Source organism: Cupriavidus sp. MP-37, assembly GCF_020618415.1.
Lineage (GTDB): Bacteria > Pseudomonadota > Gammaproteobacteria > Burkholderiales > Burkholderiaceae > Cupriavidus.
The window spans coordinates 1,489,805-1,514,260 of record NZ_CP085344.1 but is presented as its reverse complement, the minus strand read 5'-3'; the positions used below and the strand labels follow the sequence as shown (position 1 = coordinate 1,514,260).

The following is a 24,456-nucleotide window of genomic DNA, read 5'->3' as shown; positions in this document are numbered from 1 at the left end:
CTGTTTTGACCTGGAGCGGGAGACGAGTCTCGAACTCGCGACCTCAACCTTGGCAAGGTTGCGCTCTACCAACTGAGCTACTCCCGCAGGGCACTACTGAAATCAAATCAAGGTGTTTTATGCTGCAAAACGCTGATATCTCACAACATCTTGCGCTAAACCCACCTTATCTTGCTGCTTTCGTTTGTGTCGTCAGCAACGAGAATGAGATTATGCAAAGAACTGCCCTCGCCGTCAACCTCTTTTTCGAATTTTCTTTTCACTTCGGCGCCCCGGCGCGCGCCACCACGCTGCTGCGTTCGCGGATCTGCGGCCACGCCAGCTTCATGTAGTAGATCATCGACCACAGCGTCAGCACTGCCGCCACGTAGATCATCCAGGTGCCGAGCAGATGGGCGTCAAAACCGAACAGGCGGTCGCTGAACAGCAGCAGCGGAATCGCAACCATCTGCACCGTGGTCTTGAGCTTGCCGAGGAAATTCACCGCGACGCTCTTGGAGGCGCCGATCTGCGCCATCCACTCGCGCAGCGCCGAGATGGTGATTTCCCGGCCGATGATGACCAGCGCGATCAGGTCGGTGACCCGGTCCAGCGCCAGCAGCGACAGCAGCGCCGCGGTCACCATCAGCTTGTCCGCGACCGGATCCAGGAATGCACCGAACGACGAAGTCTGGTTCCAGCGCCGCGCGAGGAAGCCGTCCAGCCAGTCGGTCACCGCGGCGATGATGAAGAATGCCGCCGCGGTCAGGTTCTTGGTGTGCATCGGCAGCCAGGCGTCGGGCAGGTAGAAGACCCCTACCACCAGTGGAATCATGGCAACGCGAAGCCAGGTCAGCAGGATCGGGATATTGAAGGGCATGGAACTCGGACGGCGGGGGGACGGTAACCAATCCTGCGATTGTCGCCGATTTCGGCGTCAATCGAGCATTCCTGGCGATTATCGTGCCGGCCCGCTGCCTTTAAAGCCTGCCATGGTCAGTGCAGCTGACGATAGATTTCCTCGGCAAGCCCACGCGAAATGCCTTCGACGCTGGCCAGTTCGTCGACGCTGGCGGCCATCACGCCGCGCAGGCCGCCGAAGCGGGTCAGCAGCTTCTGGCGCCGGCGCGCGCCGATGCCCTCGATCTCTTCCAGCCGCGAGGTGGTGCGGGTCTTGGCGCGGCGCGCGCGCATGCCGGTGATGGCGAAGCGGTGCGCCTCGTCGCGGATTTGCGCCACCAGCATCAGCGCGGCACTGCCCTGGCCCAGTTCCAGCGCGGGCCGCCCATCGGCGAACACCAGCGTTTCCAGCCCGACCTTGCGGCCCTCGCCCTTGGCCACGCCCACCAGCAGGCCGATATCCAGCCCCAGTTCCTCGAACACCTGCCGCGCCACCTCGACCTGGCCCTTGCCGCCATCGATCAGCACAATCTGCGGCACCAGCGCCGCGGCCTCGCTGCCGCCTTCCGCGCCACCGTCTTCCTGGATCTGCTCGACCAGCTTCTGGTAGCGCCGCGTCAGCACTTGCCGCATCGCCGCGTAGTCGTCTCCGGGGATGATGTCCTGGATGTTATAGCGGCGATATTCGCCGTTCTGCATGTCGTGGTGGTGGTAGACCACGCACGACGCCTGCGTGGCCTCGCCGGCGGTATGGCTGATGTCGAAGCACTCGACGCGCAGCAGCGCCAGGTCTTCCAGGTCGAGCCCGATGGTTTCCGCCAGTGCGCGCGTGCGCGCTTCCTGGCTGCCCTGCTCGGCCAGGCGGCGCGACAGCGCCAGCGCCGCGCCCTGCTGCGCCATCTCCAGCCAGATCTTGCGCTGGCCCTGCGGCTGGCGCACCAGCGTGACCTTGCGCCCGGCGTGCAGCGCCAGCGCCTCGAGCACCGCGCCATCGTCCGGCACGTGGCTGACCACCACGATAGGCGGTGCCGGCTGCTCCAGGTAGTGCTGCACCATGAAGGCCGACAGCACGCGCGTGGCGATGCGGTCGACGGTCAGCGGCAGCGCGGCGTCGGTGCTGGGGGCGCCGTCGTCGTTGCCATCCTCGGCGCGCTCGTCGGCATCCTCGACGATCATCGCCGCCTCGTCCGCATGGGCGGGGAAGTAGGCCTTGTCGCCGAGGTGGCGGCCGCCGCGCACCATCGCCAGGTTGACGCAGGCGCGGCCGCCCTCGACCGCAACGGCGAGCACGTCGATGTCGCGTGCCTGCCCGCCCAGCTCTTCCACCGCCTGGCGCTTGAGCACCGTCGACAGCGCCGCGATCTGGTCGCGCACCGCCGCCGCCTGCTCGAATTCCAGCCGCTCGGCGTGCTGCTCCATCTTGCCCTGCAGGCCTTCCAGCACCTCGCTCTGGCGCCCTTGCAGGAACCGCGCCGCGTTGGCGACATCGCGCGCGTAATCGTCTTCGCTGATGGCGTTGACGCACGGCCCGGTGCAGCGGTGGATCTGGTGCAGCAGGCACGGCCGCGTGCGGTTGTTGAAGACGGTGTCCTCGCAGGTGCGCAGCTGGAACACCTTCTGCAGGATCTGCATGCTCTCGCGCACCGCGTAGGCACTCGGGAACGGGCCGAAGTACTGGTGCTTGCGGTCGGTGGCGCCGCGGTAGTACGCCATGCGCGGGAAGCGGTGCCCGGTCAGCTTCAGGAAGGGGTACGACTTGTCGTCGCGGAACAGGATGTTGTAGCGCGGCGCGAGCGCCTTGATCAGATTGTTTTCGAGCAGCAGCGCCTCGGCCTCGGTGCGCACTACGGTGGTCTCGATGCGCGCGATGCGCGACACCATCATCGCGATGCGCGGCGACAGCTGGGTCTTGTTGAAGTAGCTCGCCACCCGTTTCTTCAGGTCGCGCGCCTTGCCCACGTACAGCACGTTGCCGTTCGCGTCGAAGTAGCGGTAGACGCCCGGCAGGCCGGGCAGGCGCGAGATGACCGGGCGCGCATCGAAGGGCTCGGCGGGAACGTCGGCTTCGGCCATGTTGGCCGAGGTTTCAGCCCGAGTTTCGGTCGACGTTGGCGGCATCTCGGCGTGCGCCTCGGCCGGTACTTCGTCGGCAGGATTCGGGGAATCGGGTTGCTGGTCTGACATGTGGGGGACGGTGACCACTGCGGGGCTCGCGCGCATCAGCGCCGCGCGGCCTCTAAAATCGCAAGTTTAGAGCAATTCAACCGGCCGCCCCGCCGACATCCAACCCTCTCATGCCTATCCGCTCCTGGGACATCTTCTGCACCGTGATCGACAACTTCGGCGACATCGGCGTCTGCTGGCGGCTGGCCCGCCAACTGGCGCAGGAGCACGGACATGCGGTGCGGCTGTGGGTCGACGACCTGGCCAGCTTCGTCCGGCTGGCGCCGGAACTCGACACCGCGGCTGCCGTCCAGCACCTTGCCGGCGTCGAAATCCGGCCCTGGCGTCCGGGCGCAGCGGCCGCAGAAGCCGACGGCACCGCTGGCGCCGTCCCACATGATGCCGTGATCGAAGCCTTCGCCTGCCACCTGCCGCCCGCGTTCCTCGAGCGCATGGCGGCGCGCGCGCCCAAACCCGCGTGGATCAACCTGGAGTACCTGAGCGCCGAGCCGTGGGTGCGCGAACACCATGCGATGCCCTCGCCCCATCCGCGCCTGCCGCTGGTCAAGCACTTCTTCTTCCCCGGCTTCGAGCCCGGCACCGGCGGCCTGCTGCGTGAATCGATGCTGGGTGCGCAGCGCCAGTCGTTCCTGGACGGCGCGGCGGCGCAGGCGTCACTGTGGCACCGGCTCGGCGTGACGCCGCTGACCGACGCGTTGCGCGTGAGCCTGTTCGCCTACCGCAACCCGGCCCTGCCGGCACTGCTCGAACAATGGCGCGACGGTACCGAGGCGGTCCATTGCCTGGTGCCGGCCGGCCTGGCGGCAAGCCAGCTGGCGGAGTGGCTCGGCGCCCCGCTGGAGCCGGGCCGGCCGGTCGCGCGCGGCAGCCTGTGCTTGCAGGCCATCCCCTTCGTGCGGCAGGAGCACTATGACGAACTGCTGTGGGCCTGCGACCTCAATTTCGTGCGCGGCGAGGACTCCTTCGTGCGCGCGCAGTGGGCGGCGCGGCCGCTGGTCTGGCACATCTATCCGCAGGACGACGAAGCGCACCGGGTCAAGCTCGATGCCTGGCTCGACCTTTTCACGAAGAGCGGCGTAGCGACGGAAGCGGCCGCGGCGCTGGCCGATTTCTGGCACGCCTGGAACGGCTTTGGCAATGCGCCCGACTGGGCGCGATTGCGGGCGCAGCTGCCGGCACTTGCGGCGATCGCGCCGCGCTGGGAGCGGCGCTTGCAGCATCCGGGCGACCTTGCCGCCAACCTGGTGGCGTTTTGCGAAAATCAGGTAAAATAACCGGTTGATCCAAATGGCGACCGGGCCGGAGAACCAGGGTCTTGCCGGGCGTGAACCACCACGCGAGGCAACGGCCTAAAGCAAGTTGGGCAAGCTGGGCACGGGGTCGCGAGCGCGTGGATCCTGGCTCTCGCGGGCTTACCGCGGGCACGCCGGCAGCGCGCCTTCGCCATTCCAAATTCCTAGACTCAATTTTTCAGGAAATCAGTTCAGATGAAAATCGCACAGGAACTCCGCGTCGGTAACGTGTTCATGATCGGCGGCGATCCGATGGTCGTGCAGAAGGCCGAGTACAACAAGTCGGGCCGCAACGCCGCTGTGGTCAAGATGAAGTACAAGAACCTGCTGACGGACGCACCGGGCGAGTCGGTGTTCAAGGCCGACGACAAGTTCGAAGTGGTGGTGCTCGAGCGCCGCGAATGCACCTACTCGTACTTCGCTGACCCGATGTACGTGTTCATGGACGCCGACTACAACCAGTACGAAGTCGAGAAGGACAGCATGGGTGACTCGCTGAACTACCTCGAGGACGGCATGAACGTTGAAGTCGTGTTCTACAACGACAAGGCCATCTCGGTCGAAATGCCGACCACGCTGGTCCGCGAGATCGTTTACACCGAGCCGGCCGTCAAGGGCGACACCTCGTCGGGCAAGGTGCTCAAGGGCGCCAAGATCAACACCGGCTTCGAGCTGCAAGTGCCGCTGTTCTGCAATATCGGCGACAAGATCGAAATCGACACCCGCACCGGCGAATACCGCAGCCGCGCCAACTAAGGCGCTGGTCTGGCCCCGCTTCAACGCGGGGCGGTCAATAAAAAATGGCAGCCCCGGCTGCCATTTTTGTTTGCGCACGACGCGCGCTTCAGGCGATCAGGTCGTGTTCCTTCAGCGTGCGCAGCGCGGCGCGGTACTCGCCTTCCTGCTGCAGCTTGTTCCAGTCCAGCGGCTTGCGGCGCGCGAACAGCTTGCGGATGCGGCGCTGCGAAGCCTTGTCGATGTCCACGTCGAGTTCGCCCAGCAGCTGGTCGGCGCGGTCCGGGTGGTTGCAGATCAGCACCATGTCGCAACCCGCAGTCAGCGCGGCGCGCGCGGCCTCGGTGACGGTGCCGGCGACGCTGGCGCCTTCCATGCTCAGGTCATCGCTGAAGATCACGCCTTCGAAGCCGAGCTGCGCGCGCAGCACGTCCTGCAGCCAGTAGCGCGAGAAACCGGCCGGGTTGGGATCGACCTTGGGATAGATCACGTGCGCCGGCATCACCGACGACAGCGACAGGCCCAGCCATTCATATGGGCGCGCATCCTGGCCCAGGATCTGGTCCAGCGCGCGCTCGTCGACCGGGATCGCCACGTGCGAATCCGCCTCGACATAGCCGTGGCCGGGAAAATGCTTGCCGCAGTTGCTCATGCCGGCCAGCAGCAGGCCGTGGTTCAGGTGCCCGGCCAGCATCGACACCACGCGCGGGTCGGCATGGAAGGCGCGGTCGCCGATCACGGCGCTGCGGCCGTAGTCGAGGTCCAGCACCGGGGTGAAGCTCAGGTCGATATCGCAGGCGCGCAGCTCGGCCGCCAGCACGTAGCCGCAGGCGACCGCCGCCTTGGTCGCGGCCAGCACGTCGCGCTCCCACAGCTCGCCCAGGCGATGCATCGCCGGCAGGTGGGTAAAGCCGTCGGTCTTGCAGCGCTGCACGCGCCCGCCTTCATGGTCGATGCAGATCAGCACGTCGTCGCGCACCGCGCGGATCGCGCGCGTCAGCGCCTGCAGCTGCGCGCGCGACTCGAAATTGCGCGCGAACAGGATCACGCCGCCGGTGAGCGGATGCGCGATGCGGCGCGCGTCTTCCGCGTCGAGCTGCTTGCCGACGACATCGAGGACCACCGGGCCCGGCCGCTTGCCGGAATTCTTCTTGGACATGGAAGGGGTTGGGTTCACAAGGCTGTAGGTTGAGACGCCGCCGCGCCGCTGCGCTCGGCAATGGCGAAGGCGACCGCGTAATCATGTTCGTCACTGACACTGACCCGCACGACCAGCCCGCGTTCCGCCAGCCACGCAGCCAGCTCGCCATGGCACACCGCGGTGGGCTCGCCGGACGGCAGGTTCATCAGTTCCATCGCGCGCCACGTCATCGGCCAGCGCATGCCCAGGCCGATCGCCTTGGAGAACGCCTCCTTGGCCGCGAAGCGCGTCGCCAGGAACGCCAGGCCGCGCTTTTCCGAACGCGCCTTGCGCGCGTGGTACTTGGCCAGCTCGTCGGGACCCAGCACCTTTTCGGCAAAACGGCCGTTGGTGCGGGTCATCACGCCCTGCACGCGGGCGATCTGGATGATGTCGGTGCCGACGCCGTAAATCACGCCGGGGTGCTCCCGGCCGGATATTGCGTGCCCAGGCGCGCGGCCACCATGATGGCCTTCATCTCGCGCACCGCATTCTCCCAGCCTGCGAATACCGCATGCGCGACGATGGCGTGGCCGATGTTCAGCTCCTTGATGCCAGGCAGCGCCGCGATCGGCTGGACGTTGGTGTAGTGCAGCCCGTGGCCGGCATTGACCACCAGGCCGTGCTTCTGGCCGGCATCGGCACCGTCGGCGATGCGGCGGAACTCGATCGCCTGCTCGTCGGGCGTATGCGCGTCGGCATAGCGGCCGGTATGCAGCTCGATCACGGGCGCGCCGCAGGCCGCGGCCGCGGCGATCTGGTCGACGTCCGGATCGATGAACAGCGACACGCGGATGCCGGCGCCGGCCAGCTGCGCGCACGCCGCCTTGACCTGCTCGAAGCGGCCGGCCACGTCGAGCCCGCCCTCGGTCGTCACCTCTTCGCGGCGCTCCGGCACCAGGCACACGTCCTGCGGGCGGATTTCGCAGGCGATGTCGAGCATCTCCTGCGTGATCGCGCATTCCAGGTTCATGCGCGTGGCCAGTTGCGGGCGCAGCGCGCGCACGTCGGCATCGCGGATGTGGCGGCGGTCTTCGCGCAGGTGCAGCGTGATCAGGTCGGCGCCGGCCTGTTCCGCCAGCAGCGCGGCGCGAATGGGATCGGGGTACACGGTGCCGCGCGCGTTGCGCAGCGTGGCGACGTGGTCGATGTTGACGCCAAGGTCGATGACGCCCGGATTTGCGTGGAAGATCATGCGAGCAGGTGCAGGAGTAGGTCGGAGATTCTTGTCGGTCAGAGATACTGCAGGTCGATCAGTATCTGGCGCGTCTTCAGCGGCGCGCCTTGCAAATAATAATGCAGCAGGAAACGCATCAGCGCGCGGCTTTGCGCGGCGGTCTGCGCGCGGCTGTAGTCATCCTGCGCCATGTCGAGCAGGGTCTGGCCCGACACCACCGGCCATGTCGACGGATCGCTCGGCTGCGCGCGGCGCACGCCGCGCTCGGGCTGGTAGACATAATCCAGGCCCGGCAGCACCCGCTCGCCGGTGCTCAGGCACTGGTCGAACGCCACCGCGAAACCGGTTTCCTGCAGCAGCACGCGCTCGAAGCTGCGCAGCACCAGCCCGGCCTGCTCGCCATGGGCCAGCCGCGTCAGCGTCGACAGGTAATGGCGGAACAGCACCGGATGCGCATCTTCGCGCGGGCAGAAGCGCATCAGCAATTCGTTCAGGTAGAACGCCGACAGCAGCGCATCGCCGGCCAGCGGCGGCATGCCGCCGACCCACTCGGCCTTGGTCAGGGTCTTGACCTCGCCGCGGCCGCTCCATGACACCGAGACCGGATGGAAGTGCTGCAGCACCGCGCGCAGCGCCGAATGCGGGCGCTTGGCGCCCTTGGCCACCATCGAGATGCGGCCGTAGTCGCGCGTGAACACGTCCAGGATCAGGCTGGTCTCGCGGTACGGCCAGGCGTGCAGCACGAAACCCGGCTGCTCGGCCACGCGCGACTCCGGCCGCGCCGGCACGATGCGCATGGCGCGATCCATCATCGCGCGCGCGGCGGCGTCGGCCATGCCGGGCAGCGCCTTGCTATCGAGCAGTTCGGCGGCCTCGTCGACCACGGGGTCGGCGCGCCGGGCCCTGGGCGCCGGCGCGCGCGCGATGTCAGCGGTCTTGCTCACGGGGCGCTCGCTGGGGGCTCGCTGTCAGCTGGGGCGTGGGGATCGTTGCCGGGCTCACTCGTAGCCGTACGCCCGCAGGCCGGCTTCGTTGTCGGCCCAGCCGCTCTTCACCTTGATCCACATTTCCAGATAGACCTTGCCGTCGAACAGCTTTTCCATGTCCAGGCGCGCCTCGGTGGAGATCTGCTTGAGCTTGCTGCCCTTGTTGCCGATGATCATGGCCTTGTGCGCATCGCGCTCGACCAGGATGGTGGCAAAGACGCGGCGCAGGCGGCCTTCGGTCTCGAACTTGTCGATGATCACGGTGCTGGTGTACGGCAGCTCGTCGCCGGTCCAGCGGAACACCTTCTCGCGGATGATTTCCGACGCCAGGAAGCGCTCGCTGCGGTCGGTCATGGCGTCGGCGTCGTACATCGGCTCGCCTTCCGGCAGGTAGGGGCGGATGATGTCGAACAGCCGCGCGATATGGTCGCGGGTCTTGGCCGACATCGGCACCACTTCGCGGAACGGGAACAGCTGCCCCATCTTTTCCAGGAAGGGCATCATCACTTCCGAGCGGTTCTCGCCGATGCGGTCGAGCTTGTTGGCCACCAGCAGCACCGGCGTGTTCTTCGGCAGCAGCGACAGCACCTTCTCGTCGTCGGCGCCGTAGTAGCCGGCCTCGACCACGAACAGCACCAGGTCCACCGACGACAGCGTCGAGGTCACCGCGCGGTTCAGCGAGCGGTTCAGCGCGCTGGCGTGGCGGGTCTGGAAGCCCGGCGTGTCGACGAACACATACTGCGCGTCATCCGTGGTCTGGATGCCGACGATGCGATGCCGCGTGGTCTGTGCCTTGCGCGAGGTGATGCTGATCTTCTGGCCGACCAGCGCGTTCATCAGCGTGGACTTGCCCACGTTGGGACGGCCGACGATGGCCACGGTGCCGCAGCGGAATGCCGCGGCCGGGGTATCCGCCGCGTCTTGCTGCGGATGGTTAGATTCGGTCATTCCTTCAACCTGAGAGACAGCTGCGGGTCCTGCGGCTGGGGTTGCTTGCGGGTCTTGCCGGTACGCTCGGCGCGGCTGCGCTTGAGCAGCTGCGGCACCAGCTTCTGGACTTCGTCCAGCGCCAGCTTGGCGGCCGCCTGCTCGGCGGCGCGCCGCGACGCGCCGGTGCCGAACACCCGGACTTCCAGTTTAGGCACGGTGCACTCGACTTCAAACTGCTGGCTGTGCGCGGCGCCGTGTGTGGCGATTACGTTATATTGCGGCAGGGCAATCTTGTGGCCCTGCAGGTATTCCTGCAGCAGCGTCTTGGCGTCCTTGCCCAGCGTGCGCGGATCGACCTGCTCCAGGATCGGGATATAGAGCTTGCGGATCAGCGCGCGCGCGGCATCGAAGCCGGCGTCGAGAAACACCGCGCCGACGATGGCTTCGAGCGCATCGGCCAGGATCGAGGGGCGCCGAAAGCCGCCGCTCTTCAGTTCGCCCTCGCCCAGGCGCAGGGTCTCGGACAACTGCAGCATCTGGGCGATTTCGTAGAGCGCCTGCTGCTTGACCAGGTTGGCCCGCACCCGCGACAGGTCGCCCTCGTCGAGCTTGCCGAACATGCCATAGAGCATGTCGGCCACGGCGCAATTGAGCACCGAGTCGCCGAGGAATTCCAGGCGTTCGTTGTGCTGGGCGCTGTGACTGCGGTGCGTCAGCGCCTGTTGCAGCAATTCGGGCTTGCTGAATCGGTAGCCGAGTCGTTGCTGCAAGGCGTCGAGGTTCATATCAGTGCTGCGTTCCTGAATAGGTAATCAACAGGCTCAGGGGTCCGTAGACAGGCACCTCGGTGCGGTACGAGAAATCGACCGACTGGATGGTGCCGTTATCGTCTTCCCGGATCAGCAGGTCTTCGCCCTTGACCGCGGTAATCCGGTCGATGGCGGCCTGCTTCTCGAAGAATTCGACCACTTCACGTTTATTGGCCGCGCGCTGCTTGGCATAGCCGGCGGCGCGCTTGACCGAAAAATATTCCACCAGGCTCGGGATCGCGCGCAGGGCCGGCAAGGCCACGCCGACCACGAACACCACGACCACCAGCAGCGTCCACACGGAAAACCCGCCGGCGCCCGCCCGGCGCCATGCCGGATGGTTTGCTGCCCCCACCTTCCCAAATCGACCCATCGCGCCTGCCCTCGTTCTGTTGAGTGTTCTTGCGCCGCGGAGATGCTTACTTGAACGATCCCACGCGTCCGAAATTGCCCAGGTTCATCCAGATCACGAAGGCCTTGCCGACGATGTTCTGGTCCGGCACGAAACCCCAGTAGCGGGAATCCAGGCTGTTGTCGCGGTTGTCTCCCATGACGAAATAATGACCTGCAGGTACCTTGCACGTCACACCCTGTTGATTGTAGGTGCAGTTGTCCCGGTACGGAAAATCCGGATCCGCGCCCGCGATAAAGGCCGGCCGGTCGGCGTCGTTCAGGATGCCATGATCGACGCCGCCCGGGAGCTTTTCGCGGAAATGCCTGGAATACGCCAGGCGCTCCTCGTCCAGGAAGTCAGGCAGCGCGGTGTATTCCGCGGGCTTGCCGTTGATGGTCAGGCGCTTGTTGGCGTATTGCACCACATCGCCCGGCACGCCGATCACGCGCTTGATGTAGTCGAGCGACGGGTCCTTGGGGTAGCGGAACACCATCACGTCGCCGCGCTGCGGCTCGCCCATGTCCATGATCTTCTTGTTCACCACCGGCAAGCGGATGCCGTACTCGTACTTGTTGACGAGGATGAAATCGCCGATCAGCAGCGTCGGGATCATCGAGCCGGACGGGATCTTGAACGGCTCGACCACGAACGAGCGCAGCACGAACACCGCCAGGATCACCGGGAAGAAACTGGCCGAATATTCCAGCCACCACGGCTGGCGCAGTTTTTCCTCGGCCAGGCGCTTGCGCGTGGCGTCGGCATCCGCCGTGCCGAAGCTGCCCTGCAGGCGGCCCTGTTGCGAATCGAACTCGGCCAGCGCAAGCCGCGCCGAAGAGCGGCGTTGCCGCTCGAACACGAGCTTGTCGGCCACCCATGCCACGCCCGTAATCACCACCAGCACAAAAAGGATCAGTGCAAAATTCATGACGGCTTCTGGTTCTTGGAAATCCTGGTACAGCCTGTTCTGTCACCACGCCGGCAAGGCTGCCGGGCGTGGCCCTGCCACTGCCCTGCCCGCGGCAATTACTTGTCGTCGACTTGCAGGATGGCCAGGAAGGCCTCCTGCGGAATTTCGACGGTACCGACCTGCTTCATCCGCTTCTTGCCCGCCTTCTGCTTTTCCAGCAGCTTCTTCTTGCGCGAGATATCGCCGCCGTAGCACTTGGCCAGCACGTTCTTGCGCAGCGCCTTGACGTTTTCACGGGCGATGATATTCGAGCCGATGGCGGCCTGGATCGCCACGTCGTACATCTGGCGCGGAATGATCTCGCGCATCTTGGCCGCGACTTCGCGCCCGCGGTATTGCGAATTGGAGCGATGCACGATCACCGACAGCGCATCGACCTTGTCGCTGTTGATCAGGATATCGACCTTGACCACGTCGGACGGACGATATTCCTTGAACTCGTAATCCATCGACGCGTAGCCGCGCGACACCGACTTCAGCCGATCGAAGAAGTCCATCACGATTTCCGCCATCGGGATCTCGTAGGTCAGCTGCACCTGCTTGCCGTGGTAGCTCATGTTGATCTGCGTGCCACGCTTCTGCGTGCACAGCGTGATCACCGAGCCGACATACTCCTGCGGCATATACAGATTGACGGTGACGATCGGTTCCAGGATCGCCTCGATCTTGCTGGGGTCCGGCATCTTCGCCGGATTTTCCACGGTCACCGTGGTGCCGTCGCGCATCTCGACCTGGTACACCACCGTCGGTGCGGTCGTGATCAGGTCCATGTCGAACTCGCGCTCCAGCCGCTCCTGCACGATCTCCATGTGCAGCAGCCCCAGGAAGCCGCAGCGGAAGCCGAAACCCAGCGCCTGCGACACCTCGGGCTCGAACATCAGCGAGGCATCGTTGAGCCGCAGCTTTTCCAGCGACTCGCGCAGCGCCTCGTACTGGTTGGCTTCGACCGGGTACAGGCCGGCGAACACCTGCGGCTTGACTTCCTTGAAGCCCGGCAGCGGCGCCTCGGCCTTGCGCTGCACGGTGGTGATGGTATCGCCCACCTTGGCGGCCTTCAGTTCCTTGATGCCGGCAATGACAAAGCCCACCTGCCCGGCGGTCAGCGCGTCGCGCTGGATCGACTTGGGCGTAAACACGCCCACCTGCTCGACCAGGTGCTGCGAGCCGGTCGCCATCAGCAGGACCTTGTCCTTGGTGCGCAGCGTGCCGTTGACCACGCGCACCAGCATCACCACGCCGACGTAGTTGTCGAACCACGAGTCGATGATCAGCGCCTGCAGCGGTGCATCGGCATCGCCCTTGGGCGGCGGCACCTTGGCGATCAGCGCCTCGATCACGTCCTGCACGCCCTGGCCGGTCTTGGCCGAGCACGGCGTCGCGTCCTGCGCGTCGATGCCGATGACGTCCTCGATTTCCTGGATCGCGTTGTCCGGGTCGGCCTGCGGCAGGTCGATCTTGTTCAGCACCGGCACCACTTCCACGCCCAGCTCGATCGCGGTGTAGCAGTTGGCCACGGTCTGGGCCTCGACGCCCTGCGAGGCATCGACCACCAGCAGCGCGCCTTCGCAGGCGGACAGCGAGCGGCTGACTTCATAGCTGAAGTCGACGTGTCCGGGGGTGTCGATCAGGTTCAGGTTATAGAGCTGGCCGTCGCGCGCCTTGTAGCTCAGCGCGGCGGTCTGCGCCTTGATGGTGATGCCGCGCTCTTTTTCGATATCCATCGAATCGAGAACCTGCGCTTCCATCTCCCGATCCGACAGCCCTCCACAAAGCTGAATGATCCGGTCGGCCAGGGTGGACTTCCCATGGTCGATGTGGGCAATGATCGAGAAATTACGGATATGGTCCATCTAGTGTTCAGGGAAGCGCCGGCTGAAAGCCCGGGCGGCAACAAGCAGTGAAGCGGCCCGGCGCCGCGCGCCGCAGGGCGTGCGCGGGCGTACCGCGGGTTCGGGGGTGCAATTTTTGCGCCAATCCGCAATTTTACCGGATTTTCAATGACTTCCGGGTCGTCATCTGGGGGCGTGGCGCGGATGCCGGCGGCGTTCAGCGGGCGGTGCGCGCCGCGCCATGTGCGGCAAGCCATACCCTCGTCGCCGCTGCGTCGAGGAAATAGTGACAAAGGGGCGCGGCATGCGCCGACGCGTCTGCCGGCAAGTCCGCCGGCGTGCCGGGCATCAGCACTGGCACCAGCTCGCCAAAGCGCGCCTCCAGCGCGGGGTCGGCGTCGACATCGACCTCATGCAGGGTAAAACAAAAATCGCGCAGGAGCGGCTCCAGCGCGACTTTCATGTCTTCGCAAAGATGGCAGTACGCCCGGCCGTACAGCGTCAGCGCGGGCGTGGCGGCCATGGCAGGTCAGCGCGCCGAAGCGGCGCCGGGTCGCAGCGTCAGCACCTGGGTGGCATCGCCGCGCCGCACGAACACCGCGGCGATCCGGCTCTTGTCCAGGCCGCGCACCAGTTCGTTGAACTGGCGCGCGTTGGTCACGTCGGTGTCGCCCAGGCGCAGGATGATGTCGCCCGGACGGATGCCGGCACGCAAGGCCGGACCGTCGGCCACTTCGACCTCGACGCCGGACTTGAGCTTGAGCTCTTTCAGGCGTGCCTCGGGCAGGTCGCTGACCACCAGGCCCAGCGCGTTGGGCTTGCCAGCCTGCGGCGCGCTGTCGTCCTTCGGCGTCGCCCCGCTGCGGGCGCGGGCCTTGCCGTCAGGCTCGAGCTCGGTCACGGTGATGCTGACCTCGCGGGTCGCGCCCTTGCGCCACAGCTGCAGCGGCACGCGCGTGCCGGGCTTGGTCTCGCCGACCATGCGCGGCAGGTCCGAGGCCCGCTCGATATCGCGGCCGTTGAACTTCAGGATGATATCGCCCGCCTCGATGCCGGCCTTCTCGGCAGGGCCGCCCGGCTCGACGCTGCCGACCAGCGCGCCGCGCGCACGGCCCAGGCCCAGCGAATCGGCAACTTCCTTGGTGACGTCGCCGATCGCCACGGCAATGCGGCCGCGCGTCACGCGCCCGGAAGACTTGAGCTGCTCCGACACGCGCATGGCTTCGTCGATCGGGATCGCGAACGAAATCCCCATGTAGCCGCCGCTGCGGCTGTAGATCTGCGAGTTGATGCCGATCACTTCGCCGCGCAGGTTGATCAGCGGCCCGCCGGAGTTGCCGGGATTGACCGCCACGTCGGTCTGGATGAACGGCAGGTAGTCGCCGGTGTCGCGGCCCTTGGCCGAGACGATGCCGGCGGTCACGCTGTTGTCCAGCCCGAACGGCGAGCCGATCGCCAGCACCCACTCGCCGGCGCGGACCTTGTTGGAATCGCCCAGCGGCAGGCGCGGCAGCCCGCTGGCCTCGACCTTGAGCAGCGCCACGTCGGTGCGCTTGTCGGAGCCGATCAGCTTGGCCTTGAATTCGCGCTTGTCCGGCAGCGTCACGTAGATGGTTTCGGCGTCGGCCACCACGTGCGCGTTGGTCATCACATAGCCATCCTGGCTGATGATGAAGCCCGAACCCACGCCGCGGCTCTGCTCTTCCTGCTGCGGCGGCTGGCCGCGGCGCGGCGGGGTGCCGGGCGCCGGGGCGCCGGGCATCGGCACGCCGAAGAAGCGGCGGAAGAACTCGGCCATCTCGTCGTCGCCGCCCGGCACGCCGCGCTGGCGCACCAGTTCGGTGGTGCGGATATTGACCACGGCCGGGCTGGCCTTCTCCACCAGGTCAGTGAAGTCGGGCAGGTTGTAATTGGAGGCAGCGGCCTGCGCGTGGCTGACTTCGGCAACGGTCGGGCCGAGCAGCATCATGGCAGCCATGACCACGGCCCGCGCCAGGGCTGGAGATCTGAACATCATCGACAACTCCCGGGATTCAGCGAAAAGAAGAAAAACCGACTGGATGTGATCCCGTGGCGGGGACCCCTGCGCAGGTTTCATGGAACCGGCCCCGGAGGAAATCCGGGCGCCGGCCGCACCTGCTCACGCTCAGTGTACCGTCTTGGGCGGACGGTACTCTACGGCCGTCGCAAACTGGCGCACGGTGCTCGCCGGCACCTCGCCCACCACGGTGATCCAGAAATCGGCAACCCGGCGCACCACGACCTGGGTCGCGCCGAGCGCGGCCACGCCTTCGCGGCGCGCACGCTGCTCGGAAACCGGCTCAATGAAGACCGACAGGCCGGTCAGCCCGTCGCTGTAGACCACCTGCAGCACTTCGAACACCTGCCCGCGGGCATTGCCGGGGGCTGGGGCGCGCAGCTCGCCGAGCGGGCGGCGCACCTCGCGGATCTTCTGGAAGCCCTTGAGCGGCACCGCGATCGTCCAACCCTCGTCGGCGATGTTGGTGGGCTGGTAGGTCACCTCGTAGTGATTCCAGTTGCCGGCATTCTTGATCGCGCCAAGGATGCGCTGCTTTTCCGAAGGCACGCCGATCTGCACCTGGGAGAACGACACCTGCTCCAGTACCTTGCCGCCGTCGCCAATGGTCTGCGCACGCATCAGCAGGCCGGAGTTTTTCTCCGCCCACAGGCGCACCGCGTAGCGCGCCGCATCGTGCGGCTCGAGCGCAAAGACTTCGCACTCCATGCCGGCCACGCGCTCGGCGGGCATCTTGCGCATGTCGTACAGGTCCAGCACATCGTTCTTGTTGGTGGCGAGCAGCGCCGGGAAGCGGTCCTTGGCTTCCTGCTTCTCGACCACCACCAGCTTGGCTTCGGGGATCAGGCTGTGCACCACGTCGTTCTGCCGCAGCACTTCGCGCGGCTTGCCGTCGAGGGTTTCCAGCCGTTCATATTCGTTGTTGACGAGATCGCTGTAATGCTGGATACGCGAGGCGTGCATGACGCTGCCGCGCTGATAGATCAGCGTGCCGACATAGTTCTCGCGCTGTGCGGCTTTGTGGATCTTGTTGAGCCAGGCAGTGGCGTCGCGTCGGTTCAGCGTATTGTCCGAAGGCTGCGCGGTGGCCGCTGCAGCGCTCAGACACAAGGCCAGAAAAAAGGACCTACGCAGGGCCCTAATTCTCTGCGCGCCCGCTACATGGGCGGGCGACCCTCCTTTATGCATGTCCGGCATTATTCCTGCGTATTTTCCTGAGTGAAGTTTGCACCGTTGGCAACCGTGCGCATGGTCGGCACGAAAGCATCCGTTGCCACTGAAGTGCGATGCGCACGCAGGTATTCGTCCAGGCGCGGGTCGCGGATCATCTGCGGCGTGTCCGCGGCCACCGTGACGACGCCAGCGGCCTGGCCGGCGGCCGGCTGCTCGGCACGCGCCACCACGGCGTCAGGCGTTCCGACCGTGGCCGGGCCGCGCATCTGCGGCACCACCACCCAGCTGACCGCGGCCACGGCGGCGGCGATCGCGGTGCCGGGCATCACGCGGCGCACCCACGACGGCCTGACCAGCAGGCGATGGCGGGCACCGGCCTGGGCCACCGCCGGCACCAGCACGTGCGGCTCGGCTTCCAGGCGCGCGGAGAAACGCGAGAGGAAAGCGGCGGTGGAACCCGCCTGCGTCAGGTCTTCGGAACGCAATGCGTCGCCGATCAACTGGTATGTGGTCCAGTCGGAAAGGCCGGCCTCGCTCTTGGCGAGATCCAGCACGGCATCGACTTCGTGCGGCGCCAGTTCGCCATCCATCAATACGGAGATCTGCTCCGCTGCTTCCACTACATGAACCGACTGCTTATGAGCCTGACCCATTTCCCACCCCAAGACATTCCATTGAACACCGATAATCCCGTTACTGCTGTCGCTTATCGATGCAGGAATAGGCTGCAACGCTGGCCGCACGACATTGTTCTCTACAACCTGGACCGCCACTTACCACCGCTTGCCCTCTGCCGTTCCCAGCAGCGGGCGCAATCTTTCGGCAATCGCCTCGCGCGCCCGGAAGATCCGCGAGCGCACCGTGCCGATCGGGCATCCCATCGCTTCGGCGATTTCCTCGTAGCTGAGGCCCTCGATCTCGCGCAGCGTGATGGCGGTCCGCAATTCTTCCGGAAGTGCTTCCATCGCGCGGTTCACCGTCTCGGCGACTTGCCGCGTGTGGAGCATCGACTCCGGCGTATTGATATCCCTTAGTTGTTCACCGTCCGCAAAAGTTTCAGCCTCTTCCGCATCGATATCGCTGGACGCTTCCGGGCGGCGGCCCTGGGTGGCCAGGTAGTTCTTGGCGGTGTTGACGGCAATCCGGTACAGCCACGTGTAGAAGGCCGACTCGCCGCGGAACTGGGGCAAGGCGCGGTATGCCTTGATGAAGGCATCCTGCGCCACATCCTCGACTTCGGCGGGATCCCTGACCAGGCGCGAAATCAGGCGAATGATCTTCCGATGGTATTTGGTCACCAGAAGTTCAAAGGCCCGCTTGTCGCCCTGCTGGACGCGTTCAACTAGGAGCTGATCGGCTTCGCGTTCGCTCACGTATGGCTCACCTGCAGTGTATCTCTTGGTTTGGTCGTCACGACAAACGTTGTATTTTACCTACGATTCTCAGCCCGCCCGGTGAAGCAACGCGCATCCTGTGACCGCAAGCTAACAAAATCGTTCCCTTTCCGGGCATCAGGTTGCACCCGCAGTGCAACTCGCGCGGACCGTTGCAGCCACCGCGCCAGCTCGGGGCCGGCCGCCTGCCAGGGGAGAAGAATGACGCCGGGCATGGTGGCGTCACCGGGGGCGAGGCACACCACCGTGGCGCCTCCGATCTGCCAGCACTGCCGCACGACGGCCTCGCGCCGCGCACCGCCGGGCGCTTCCAGCCAGATGCGCAGGGGTCCTTCGGCGTCGGCGTCCTGCACGGCCGTACAGACCCAGCGCAAGCCGCGCCACCATGCCGGCCACGCGCGCAGTGTCGCCACGGCGGCCACTGCGAGGCCCACGCCCGCGGCAAGGTGCCACCACAGGAATCCGGCCTGGCTGCCGGCGATGGCATCGGCCAGCGTCCGCGCCAGCAGCGCGAGCGCCAGCAATTCGCCGGCGCAAAACACGAACAGGGCCCACCCCGGCGGGTGGACCCTGCCATGGCGCAGCCCAGTGAGGGCCCGCCTCAACCACGGATCAGGCGCGGCGGAAAACAAGCGTGCCGTTGGTGCCGCCGAAACCGAAGTTGTTCTTCACCGCCACCTCGATCTTCATCTCGCGCGCCGTGTTGGCCACGTAGTCCAGGTCGCACTCGGGGTCCTGGTTGTCGAGGTTGATCGTCGGCGGCGAGACCTGGTGGTGCAGCGCCAGCACGGTGAAGACCGATTCCAGGCCGCCGGCGCCACCCAGCAGATGGCCGGTCATCGACTTGGTCGAGTTCACCACCATCTTGTAGGCCTGGTCGGCGAATGCAGCCTTGATCGCATCGGACTCGTTCTTGTCGCCCAGCGGCGTCGAGGTGCCGTGCGCGTTCAGGTAGTGCACCTGGTCGGTGTTGATGCCGGCATCCTTGAGCGCATTGACCATGCAGCGGCGCGGGCCGTCCATGTTCGGCGCGGTCATGTGGTAGGCGTCGCCGCTCATGCCGAAGCCGATCAGCTCGGCATAGATGCGGGCGCCGCGCGCCTTGGCCGACTCGTACTCTTCCAGCATCATCACGCCCGCGCCCTCGCCCAGCACGAAGCCGTCACGGTCCTTGTCCCACGGACGCGAAGCCGCTGCCGGGTCGTCGTTGCGCGTCGACAGCGCGCGCGCGGCGGCGAAACCGCCGATGCCCAGCGGCGACACGGTCGATTCGGCACCGCCCGCCAGCATGGCGTCGGCATCGCCGGCCTGGATCAGGCGCGCGGCCAGGCCAATGCTGTGCAGGCCGGTGGTGCACGCGGTCACGGCGGCCAGGTTCGGGCCCTTGATGCCGTGAATGATCGACAGGTGGCCAGCGATCATGTTGATGATCGAACCGGGCACGAAGAACGGCGAGATCCGGCGCGGACCGCGCTCGCTCAGCACGGCATGGGTATCTTCGATCATCGGCAGGCCGCCGATGCCCGAGCCGACCAGCACGCCGATGCGCTCGGCATTGGCTTCGGTCACTTCCAGGCCGCTGTCTTTCAGCGCCTGGGTCCCGGCCGCGATGCCGTAATGGATAAACGTATCCATATTGCGGGCTTCCTTGGCCGGGATGTAGTCCTCGGCATTGAAACCCTTGACCTCGCCGGCGAAGTGCACGGACAGCGCGGAGTGATCGAATTTGGTGATGGTGGCGATGCCGGACTTGCCGGCTACCAGGTTGGCCCAGCCTTCGGCAACCGTGTTTCCGACCGGAGACACAAGGCCAAGCCCAGTGACGACGACGCGACGACGGCTCACTATGTTTTCCTACGGGTGCGTGAAACGGGAACGGAATGCGGAGTTGCCCGCCGCCGGCCCAGCGGGCGGCGCGGCGAAGCTCATTCCATTCTGCTTCTTCGAACAGACGAAAGCCACAGAAAACAGCGAGGCGCGGCCGCAACGGCCCGCCCACCTGCCTTCTGTGGCTCGGAATGCAGAGACGACGGGCTTAGGCCTTGACGTGCGCGGTGGCGTAGTCGATAGCCTGTTGCACGGTCGTGATCTTTTCGGCTTCCTCATCAGGAATTTCCATGCCGAATTCATCTTCCAACGCCATCACGAGTTCAACCGTGTCCAGCGAGTCCGCACCGAGATCGTTCACGAACGACGATTCGTTCTTGATGTCTGCCTCGGCCACGCCAAGCTGTTCTGCCACGATTTTCTTGACGCGTTGTTCGATATTGTCCATGTAACCCTCCAGGGAAGTTCGACAAAAAGTGGGCGCATTTTAGCAGGTTTGGGACAACAGAAATGCTGCCTGCCAAGCTTTGCAAGAATCGCGCCCGATTGGTTCGGAAAACTACGACTTCCGGCAGCTTCTTCCGGCTTCTTTGCCGAAAAACACCGCCGGAAAACCATCAATTCATGTACATCCCGCCGTTCACATGCAGGGTGGTGCCAGTGATGTAGGCGGCTTGCGGACCGGCCAGGAAGGCGACCGCATTGGCGATATCCTCGGGCTGCCCCAGGCGGCCCAGCGGGATCTGGGTCTTGAGCGAAGCATGCTGCTCTTCGGACAGCGCCTTGGTCATGTCGGTGTCGATAAAGCCCGGCGCGACGCAGTTGACGGTCACGTTGCGGCTGCCGATCTCGGCGGCCAGCGAGCGGGTCATGCCGGCCACGCCTGCCTTGGCCGCGGAGTAGTTCATCTGGCCGGGATTGCCGACCGAGCCCACCACCGAAGTGATATTGATGATGCGGCCCTGGCGGGCCTTCATCATCGGGCGCAGTACCGCGCGCGACAGGCGGAACACGGAAGTCAGGTTGGTCTGGATCACGGCCAGCCAGTCCTCGTCCTTCATGCGCATCGCCAGCTGGTCCTGCGTGATGCCGGCATTGTTGACCAGCACGCCGATGCCGCCGTGGCTCTTGACGATCTCGTCGATGAGCGCGTCGCAGGCAGCGGCGTCGTTGACGTTGAGCACGGCGCCCTTGCCCTTCAGGCCTTCGGCGCCGAGGTAGTCGGTGATGCCGGCCGCGCCGGCTTCGCTGGTAGCGGTGCCGATCACGGTCGCGCCCTGGCGCGCCAGTTCGAGCGCGATGGCGCGGCCGATGCCGCGCGAGGCGCCGGTGACCAGCGCAACCTGATTGTCGAGAAGTTTGGTCATGCGGTTGTCCTGTTGCTTACTTCAGCAATGCCAGCGTGTCCTGCAGCGAGGCCGGATCGAAAATCGCGCCGCCGCTCAGGTTGCCGTCGATGCGCTTGGTCATGCCGGCCAGCACCTTGCCCGGACCGCATTCGATCACGTGGGTGATGCCTTCGGCGGCCATCTTCTGCACGCATTCGACCCAGCGCACCGGCGCGGCGGCCTGGCGCACCAGCGCATCCTTGATCGCTTCCGGATCGTTGACGATGGCGACGTCGACGTTGTTCACCAGCGGGATCGACGGCGCCGAAAACGCCAGGCCGGCCATGCGCTCGCGCAGGCGGTCCGAAGCCGGCTTCAGCAGCGACGAGTGGAACGGCGCCGACACCGGCAGCGGCAGCGCGCGCTTGGCGCCCTTGGCCTTGGCGATTTCGCAGGCCTTCTCGACCGCGCCCTTGTGGCCGGCGATCACCACCTGCGATGGCGCGTTGAAGTTGACTGCCTCGACCACGCCGGCGGCCGATGCTTCGGCGCACGCGGCACGCACGTCGTCGTCCGACAGGCCGAGGATCGCAGCCATGCCGCCCTCGCCCACCGGCACGGCTTCCTGCATGGCCTGGGCGCGGAAACGCACCAGCGGTACCGCGTCGGCAAACGGAATCACGCCCGCAGCCACCAGCGCGGAGTACTCGCCGAGGCTGTGGCCGGCGACCAGCGCCGGCGCCGGGCCGCCGGCCTCGAGCCAGGCGCGGTAGATCGCCACGGCGGCGGTCAGCATCACCGGCTGCGTATTGGTGGTCAGGTTCAGTTCTTCGGCAGGGCCTTCGGCGATCAGGCGGCCGAGATCCTGGCCGAGCGCGGCCGAGGCTTCTTCGACGGTGGCGCGCACCACGGCGTTGTCGGCGAAGGCATTGAGCATGCCGACCGACTGCGAACCCTGGCCGGGAAATACGAAAGCGAATTTCATCGGATGGAAACCCTAACAAGAAATCGGGAGCCGGCGCCGCGCCGGATCGTGCCTGCGCGGCACGCCCTGGCGCCGGCCGCGTATCACATGCGCAGCAGCACCGCACCCCAGGTGAAGCCGCCGCCCACGCCTTCCATCAGCACGGTGTGGCCCGGGCGGATGCGGCCGTCGCGCACGGCGACGTCCAGCGCCAGCGGGATCGACGCGGCCGAGGTGTTGCCATGCTCGTGCACGGTGGCGACCATGCGCTCGGCCGGCAGGCCCAGCTTCTTCGCCGTGCCCTGCATGATGCGGATATTGGCCTGGTGCGGAATCAGCCAGTCGACCTGGTCCGGCGACACGCTCGCGGCTTCCATGGCTTCGCGCGCCACCTTGTCGAGCACGTTGACGGCGAGCTTGAACACCGCCTGGCCATCCATGTGCAGGAACGGGTTGCCGGTGATGTTGCCGCCGGCGACGTTGCCCGGCACGCACAGGATGTCGACATGGCTGCCGTCCGAGTGCATGGCGCTGGACAGGATGCCCGGCTCGTCGGACGCCGACAGCACCACCGCGCCGGCGCCATCGCCGAACAGCACGCAGGTGGTGCGGTCGTTGAAGTCGAGGATGCGCGAGAACACTTCGGTGCCGATCACCAGCACATTGCGGTGCGAGCCGCTGCGGATGAATTTGTCGGCCGTGGCCAGCGCATACACAAAGCCCGAGCACACTGCCTGCAGGTCGAACGCCGGGCAATGATTGGTGATGCCCAGCTTTTCCTGCACGATGCAGGCGGTGCTGGGAAACACGAAGTCCGGCGTCGAGGTGGCGACGATGATCAGGTCGATGTCCTGGCGGTCGATGCCGGCGGCCTCGATGGCCTGCTCGGCAGCCTTGACCGCCAGCGTGCTGCTGGTCACATCGGGCTCGGCCCAGTGGCGCGCCGAGATGCCGCTGCGCGAGACGATCCACTCGTCGCTGGTCTCGATGCCTTTCTCGGCAAGCTGCGCGGCCAGGTCATGGTTGGTCACGCGCCGCGGAGGCAGGTAGCTCCCGGTACCGATGATTTTTGCGTACTTGGTCATGTATTGTCGGATCGTATGGCCCGCCGGCATCCTCGACCGGCGCGCGTGGCGCTCAGGCGACGTGGGGGCTGGGATGCGCGCCAGGCGCCTCTGTCTCCGGGGCGGGCTGGGCACCGCCTGCGGCGCTGGATTTATCGGCAAAGGCCCGGGTGATGCGGGCGATCACGCCATTCTTGGCGGCATCATACCCGCGTTTGATAGCCCACTCAAAAGAATGGGCATCGGCCGAGCCGTGACTCTTGATCACCAGCCCGCGCAGGCCCAGCAGCGACGCGCCGTTGTAGCGCGCCGGGTCGAGCCGCTTGGCCAGGCGCGACAGCACCGGCATGGCAACCGCCGCCAGCAGCTTGGTGAACCACGAGCGGGTGAATTCTTCCTTGATCATGCTGCCGATCATCTTGGCCAGGCCCTCGGTGCTCTTGAGCGCCACATTGCCGACGAAGCCGTCGCAGACCACGATGTCGGTGGTGCCCTTGAAGATGTCGTTGCCCTCCACGTTGCCGTAGAAGTTCAGCTCCGAGGCGCGCAGCAGTTCGCCGGCGCGCTTGACCACCTCGTTGCCCTTGATGACTTCCTCGCCGATGTTCAGCAGGCCCACCGTGGGGTGTTCCTTGTGATCGACCACGGCCACCATGGCCTCGGCCATGCGCGCGAACTGCAGCAGGTGCTCGGGCTCGCAGTCGGCATTGGCGCCCAGGTCCAGCACCGTGGTGCCCCAGCCCTGTTCGTTGGGAATGGTGGTGGCGATGGCCGGACGCTCGATGCCCTCGAGCGTCTTCAGCACATAGCGCGATACCGCCATCAGCGCGCCGGTGTTGCCGGCGGAGATGCAGGCGCCGGCCACGCCTTCCTTGACTTGTGTCACGGCAACGCGCATCGAGGAGTCGCGCTTCTTGCGCAGTGCCACCTCGACCGGGTCATCCATGGTGATGACCTCGGTGGCCTCGACGATGCTGACGCGCGGATGGTCCAGCGCGTGCAGCTTCTTCAGCTGCGCCCGGATGGCGTCGGGCAAGCCGACCAGCACCATCTCGGCATCGTCGTGGCGGGAAAGAAAACTGATCGCCGCGGGCACCGTCACGGAAACACCGTGATCGCCGCCCATGCAGTCGATAGCGATTTTGATCGTCATTGTTCCTGGTACGGATAGCGCGGCGGCGCACGCCACGCCCGGCGGGAATCCCGAGCGCCCAACAAAAAAGCGGCAACGATCTTGCCGCTTTTTTGTGTCTGACCGATTATTGTCCGACCCACAGGCATGCGCGAGCGAGACGCAACGTCACGC

General features: G+C 65.9%; 25 protein-coding genes and 1 tRNA gene. 2 read left to right on the top strand and 24 right to left on the bottom strand.

From position 1 onward, the window contains the following. Window positions 1-11 precede the first annotated feature (11 nt). The 3 genes from LIN44_RS07100 to uvrC form a co-directional block, all read right to left on the bottom strand. A tRNA-Gly gene (locus tag LIN44_RS07100) sits at window positions 12-87 on the bottom strand. A 172-nt stretch (window positions 88-259) separates the two neighbouring features. Further along, window positions 260-859 (bottom strand): CDP-diacylglycerol--glycerol-3-phosphate 3-phosphatidyltransferase, encoded by a 600-nt coding sequence (pgsA, locus tag LIN44_RS07095; protein WP_227314110.1) that lies wholly within the window; start codon window positions 857-859, stop codon window positions 260-262. Window positions 860-975: 116 nt separating this feature from the next. Beyond that, window positions 976-2,952, bottom strand: coding sequence for an excinuclease ABC subunit UvrC (uvrC, locus tag LIN44_RS07090; protein WP_227314355.1), 1,977 nt, complete (start codon window positions 2,950-2,952; stop codon window positions 976-978). Window positions 2,953-3,173: 221 nt separating this feature from the next. Here uvrC and earP point away from each other — a divergent pair, with 221 nt between their 5' ends. Both earP and efp read left to right on the top strand, forming a co-directional pair. Then, on the top strand, window positions 3,174-4,337 hold the full coding sequence (gene earP / locus LIN44_RS07085; RefSeq protein ID WP_227314109.1) for an elongation factor P maturation arginine rhamnosyltransferase EarP: 1,164 nt from the start codon (window positions 3,174-3,176) through the stop codon (window positions 4,335-4,337). A 213-nt stretch (window positions 4,338-4,550) separates the two neighbouring features. Continuing rightward, window positions 4,551-5,111, top strand: a complete 561-nt coding sequence (gene efp / locus LIN44_RS07080) for an elongation factor P (RefSeq protein WP_010814696.1) — start codon at window positions 4,551-4,553, stop codon at window positions 5,109-5,111. Window positions 5,112-5,199: 88 nt separating this feature from the next. Here the strand turns inward: efp and nagZ are convergent, their stop codons facing one another. From nagZ to plsX, 21 genes are all read right to left on the bottom strand, one after another. Further along, window positions 5,200-6,249, bottom strand: coding sequence for a beta-N-acetylhexosaminidase (gene nagZ / locus LIN44_RS07075; protein WP_227314108.1), 1,050 nt, complete (start codon window positions 6,247-6,249; stop codon window positions 5,200-5,202). Window positions 6,250-6,263: 14 nt separating this feature from the next. Beyond that, on the bottom strand, window positions 6,264-6,686 hold the full coding sequence (gene acpS / locus LIN44_RS07070) for a holo-ACP synthase (protein ID WP_092309582.1): 423 nt from the start codon (window positions 6,684-6,686) through the stop codon (window positions 6,264-6,266). Continuing rightward, on the bottom strand, window positions 6,683-7,465 hold the full coding sequence (gene pdxJ / locus LIN44_RS07065; protein WP_227314107.1) for a pyridoxine 5'-phosphate synthase: 783 nt from the start codon (window positions 7,463-7,465) through the stop codon (window positions 6,683-6,685). Before pdxJ ends, acpS begins: the two co-directional genes overlap by 4 nt. Before the next feature lie 38 nt (window positions 7,466-7,503). Continuing rightward, window positions 7,504-8,391, bottom strand: coding sequence for a DNA repair protein RecO (gene recO, locus LIN44_RS07060; protein WP_227314106.1), 888 nt, complete (start codon window positions 8,389-8,391; stop codon window positions 7,504-7,506). A gap of 54 nt (window positions 8,392-8,445) precedes the next feature. Beyond that, on the bottom strand, window positions 8,446-9,381 hold the full coding sequence (gene era / locus LIN44_RS07055) for a GTPase Era (RefSeq protein WP_227314105.1): 936 nt from the start codon (window positions 9,379-9,381) through the stop codon (window positions 8,446-8,448). After that, on the bottom strand, window positions 9,378-10,148 hold the full coding sequence (rnc, locus tag LIN44_RS07050) for a ribonuclease III (RefSeq protein WP_115661688.1): 771 nt from the start codon (window positions 10,146-10,148) through the stop codon (window positions 9,378-9,380). Before rnc ends, era begins: the two co-directional genes overlap by 4 nt. A gap of 1 nt (window position 10,149) precedes the next feature. Continuing rightward, on the bottom strand, window positions 10,150-10,545 hold the full coding sequence (locus LIN44_RS07045) for a DUF4845 domain-containing protein (RefSeq protein WP_227314104.1): 396 nt from the start codon (window positions 10,543-10,545) through the stop codon (window positions 10,150-10,152). A 46-nt stretch (window positions 10,546-10,591) separates the two neighbouring features. Further along, a complete protein-coding gene (gene lepB / locus LIN44_RS07040) occupies window positions 10,592-11,491 on the bottom strand; it encodes a signal peptidase I (RefSeq protein ID WP_111517561.1) in 900 nt (299 codons plus the stop codon). A 98-nt stretch (window positions 11,492-11,589) separates the two neighbouring features. Continuing rightward, window positions 11,590-13,383 (bottom strand): translation elongation factor 4, encoded by a 1,794-nt coding sequence (gene lepA / locus LIN44_RS07035; protein ID WP_227314103.1) that lies wholly within the window; start codon window positions 13,381-13,383, stop codon window positions 11,590-11,592. 196 nt (window positions 13,384-13,579) lie between these two features. After that, window positions 13,580-13,885, bottom strand: a complete 306-nt coding sequence (locus LIN44_RS07030; RefSeq protein ID WP_227314102.1) for a glutaredoxin family protein — start codon at window positions 13,883-13,885, stop codon at window positions 13,580-13,582. A gap of 6 nt (window positions 13,886-13,891) precedes the next feature. Further along, on the bottom strand, window positions 13,892-15,379 hold the full coding sequence (locus LIN44_RS07025) for a DegQ family serine endoprotease (RefSeq protein ID WP_062800864.1): 1,488 nt from the start codon (window positions 15,377-15,379) through the stop codon (window positions 13,892-13,894). A gap of 129 nt (window positions 15,380-15,508) precedes the next feature. Further along, window positions 15,509-16,588, bottom strand: a complete 1,080-nt coding sequence (locus tag LIN44_RS07020; protein ID WP_227314101.1) for a MucB/RseB C-terminal domain-containing protein — start codon at window positions 16,586-16,588, stop codon at window positions 15,509-15,511. Between the two features lie 8 nt (window positions 16,589-16,596). Next, entirely contained in the window at window positions 16,597-17,226 is a 630-nt protein-coding gene (locus LIN44_RS07015) for a sigma-E factor negative regulatory protein (protein ID WP_227314354.1), read from the bottom strand. A gap of 120 nt (window positions 17,227-17,346) precedes the next feature. Then, a complete protein-coding gene (gene rpoE / locus LIN44_RS07010) occupies window positions 17,347-17,946 on the bottom strand; it encodes an RNA polymerase sigma factor RpoE (protein WP_012353313.1) in 600 nt (199 codons plus the stop codon). Between the two features lie 56 nt (window positions 17,947-18,002). Further along, on the bottom strand, window positions 18,003-18,599 hold the full coding sequence (locus LIN44_RS07005) for a hypothetical protein (RefSeq protein ID WP_227314100.1): 597 nt from the start codon (window positions 18,597-18,599) through the stop codon (window positions 18,003-18,005). Next, window positions 18,580-19,812 carry a beta-ketoacyl-ACP synthase II gene (gene fabF / locus LIN44_RS07000; protein WP_227314099.1) on the bottom strand — a complete coding sequence of 411 codons (1,233 nt, stop codon included), beginning with the start codon at window positions 19,810-19,812 and terminating at the stop codon, window positions 18,580-18,582. Before fabF ends, LIN44_RS07005 begins: the two co-directional genes overlap by 20 nt. A 190-nt stretch (window positions 19,813-20,002) precedes the next feature. Beyond that, the gene (acpP, locus tag LIN44_RS06995; protein ID WP_008644813.1) at window positions 20,003-20,242 is read right to left on the bottom strand and encodes an acyl carrier protein; all 240 of its coding nucleotides are present in this window, start codon (window positions 20,240-20,242) and stop codon (window positions 20,003-20,005) included. A gap of 169 nt (window positions 20,243-20,411) precedes the next feature. Then, window positions 20,412-21,161 (bottom strand): 3-oxoacyl-ACP reductase FabG, encoded by a 750-nt coding sequence (gene fabG / locus LIN44_RS06990; RefSeq protein WP_092309615.1) that lies wholly within the window; start codon window positions 21,159-21,161, stop codon window positions 20,412-20,414. Between the two features lie 16 nt (window positions 21,162-21,177). Further along, window positions 21,178-22,107: an ACP S-malonyltransferase gene (fabD, locus tag LIN44_RS06985; protein ID WP_227314098.1), complete on the bottom strand. Its 930-nt coding sequence runs from the start codon at window positions 22,105-22,107 to the stop codon at window positions 21,178-21,180. Window positions 22,108-22,190: 83 nt separating this feature from the next. Then, the gene (locus tag LIN44_RS06980; RefSeq protein WP_092309621.1) at window positions 22,191-23,171 is read right to left on the bottom strand and encodes a beta-ketoacyl-ACP synthase III; all 981 of its coding nucleotides are present in this window, start codon (window positions 23,169-23,171) and stop codon (window positions 22,191-22,193) included. Window positions 23,172-23,223: 52 nt separating this feature from the next. Continuing rightward, window positions 23,224-24,303, bottom strand: coding sequence for a phosphate acyltransferase PlsX (plsX, locus tag LIN44_RS06975; RefSeq protein ID WP_227314097.1), 1,080 nt, complete (start codon window positions 24,301-24,303; stop codon window positions 23,224-23,226). Window positions 24,304-24,456: the final 153 nt, after the last annotated feature.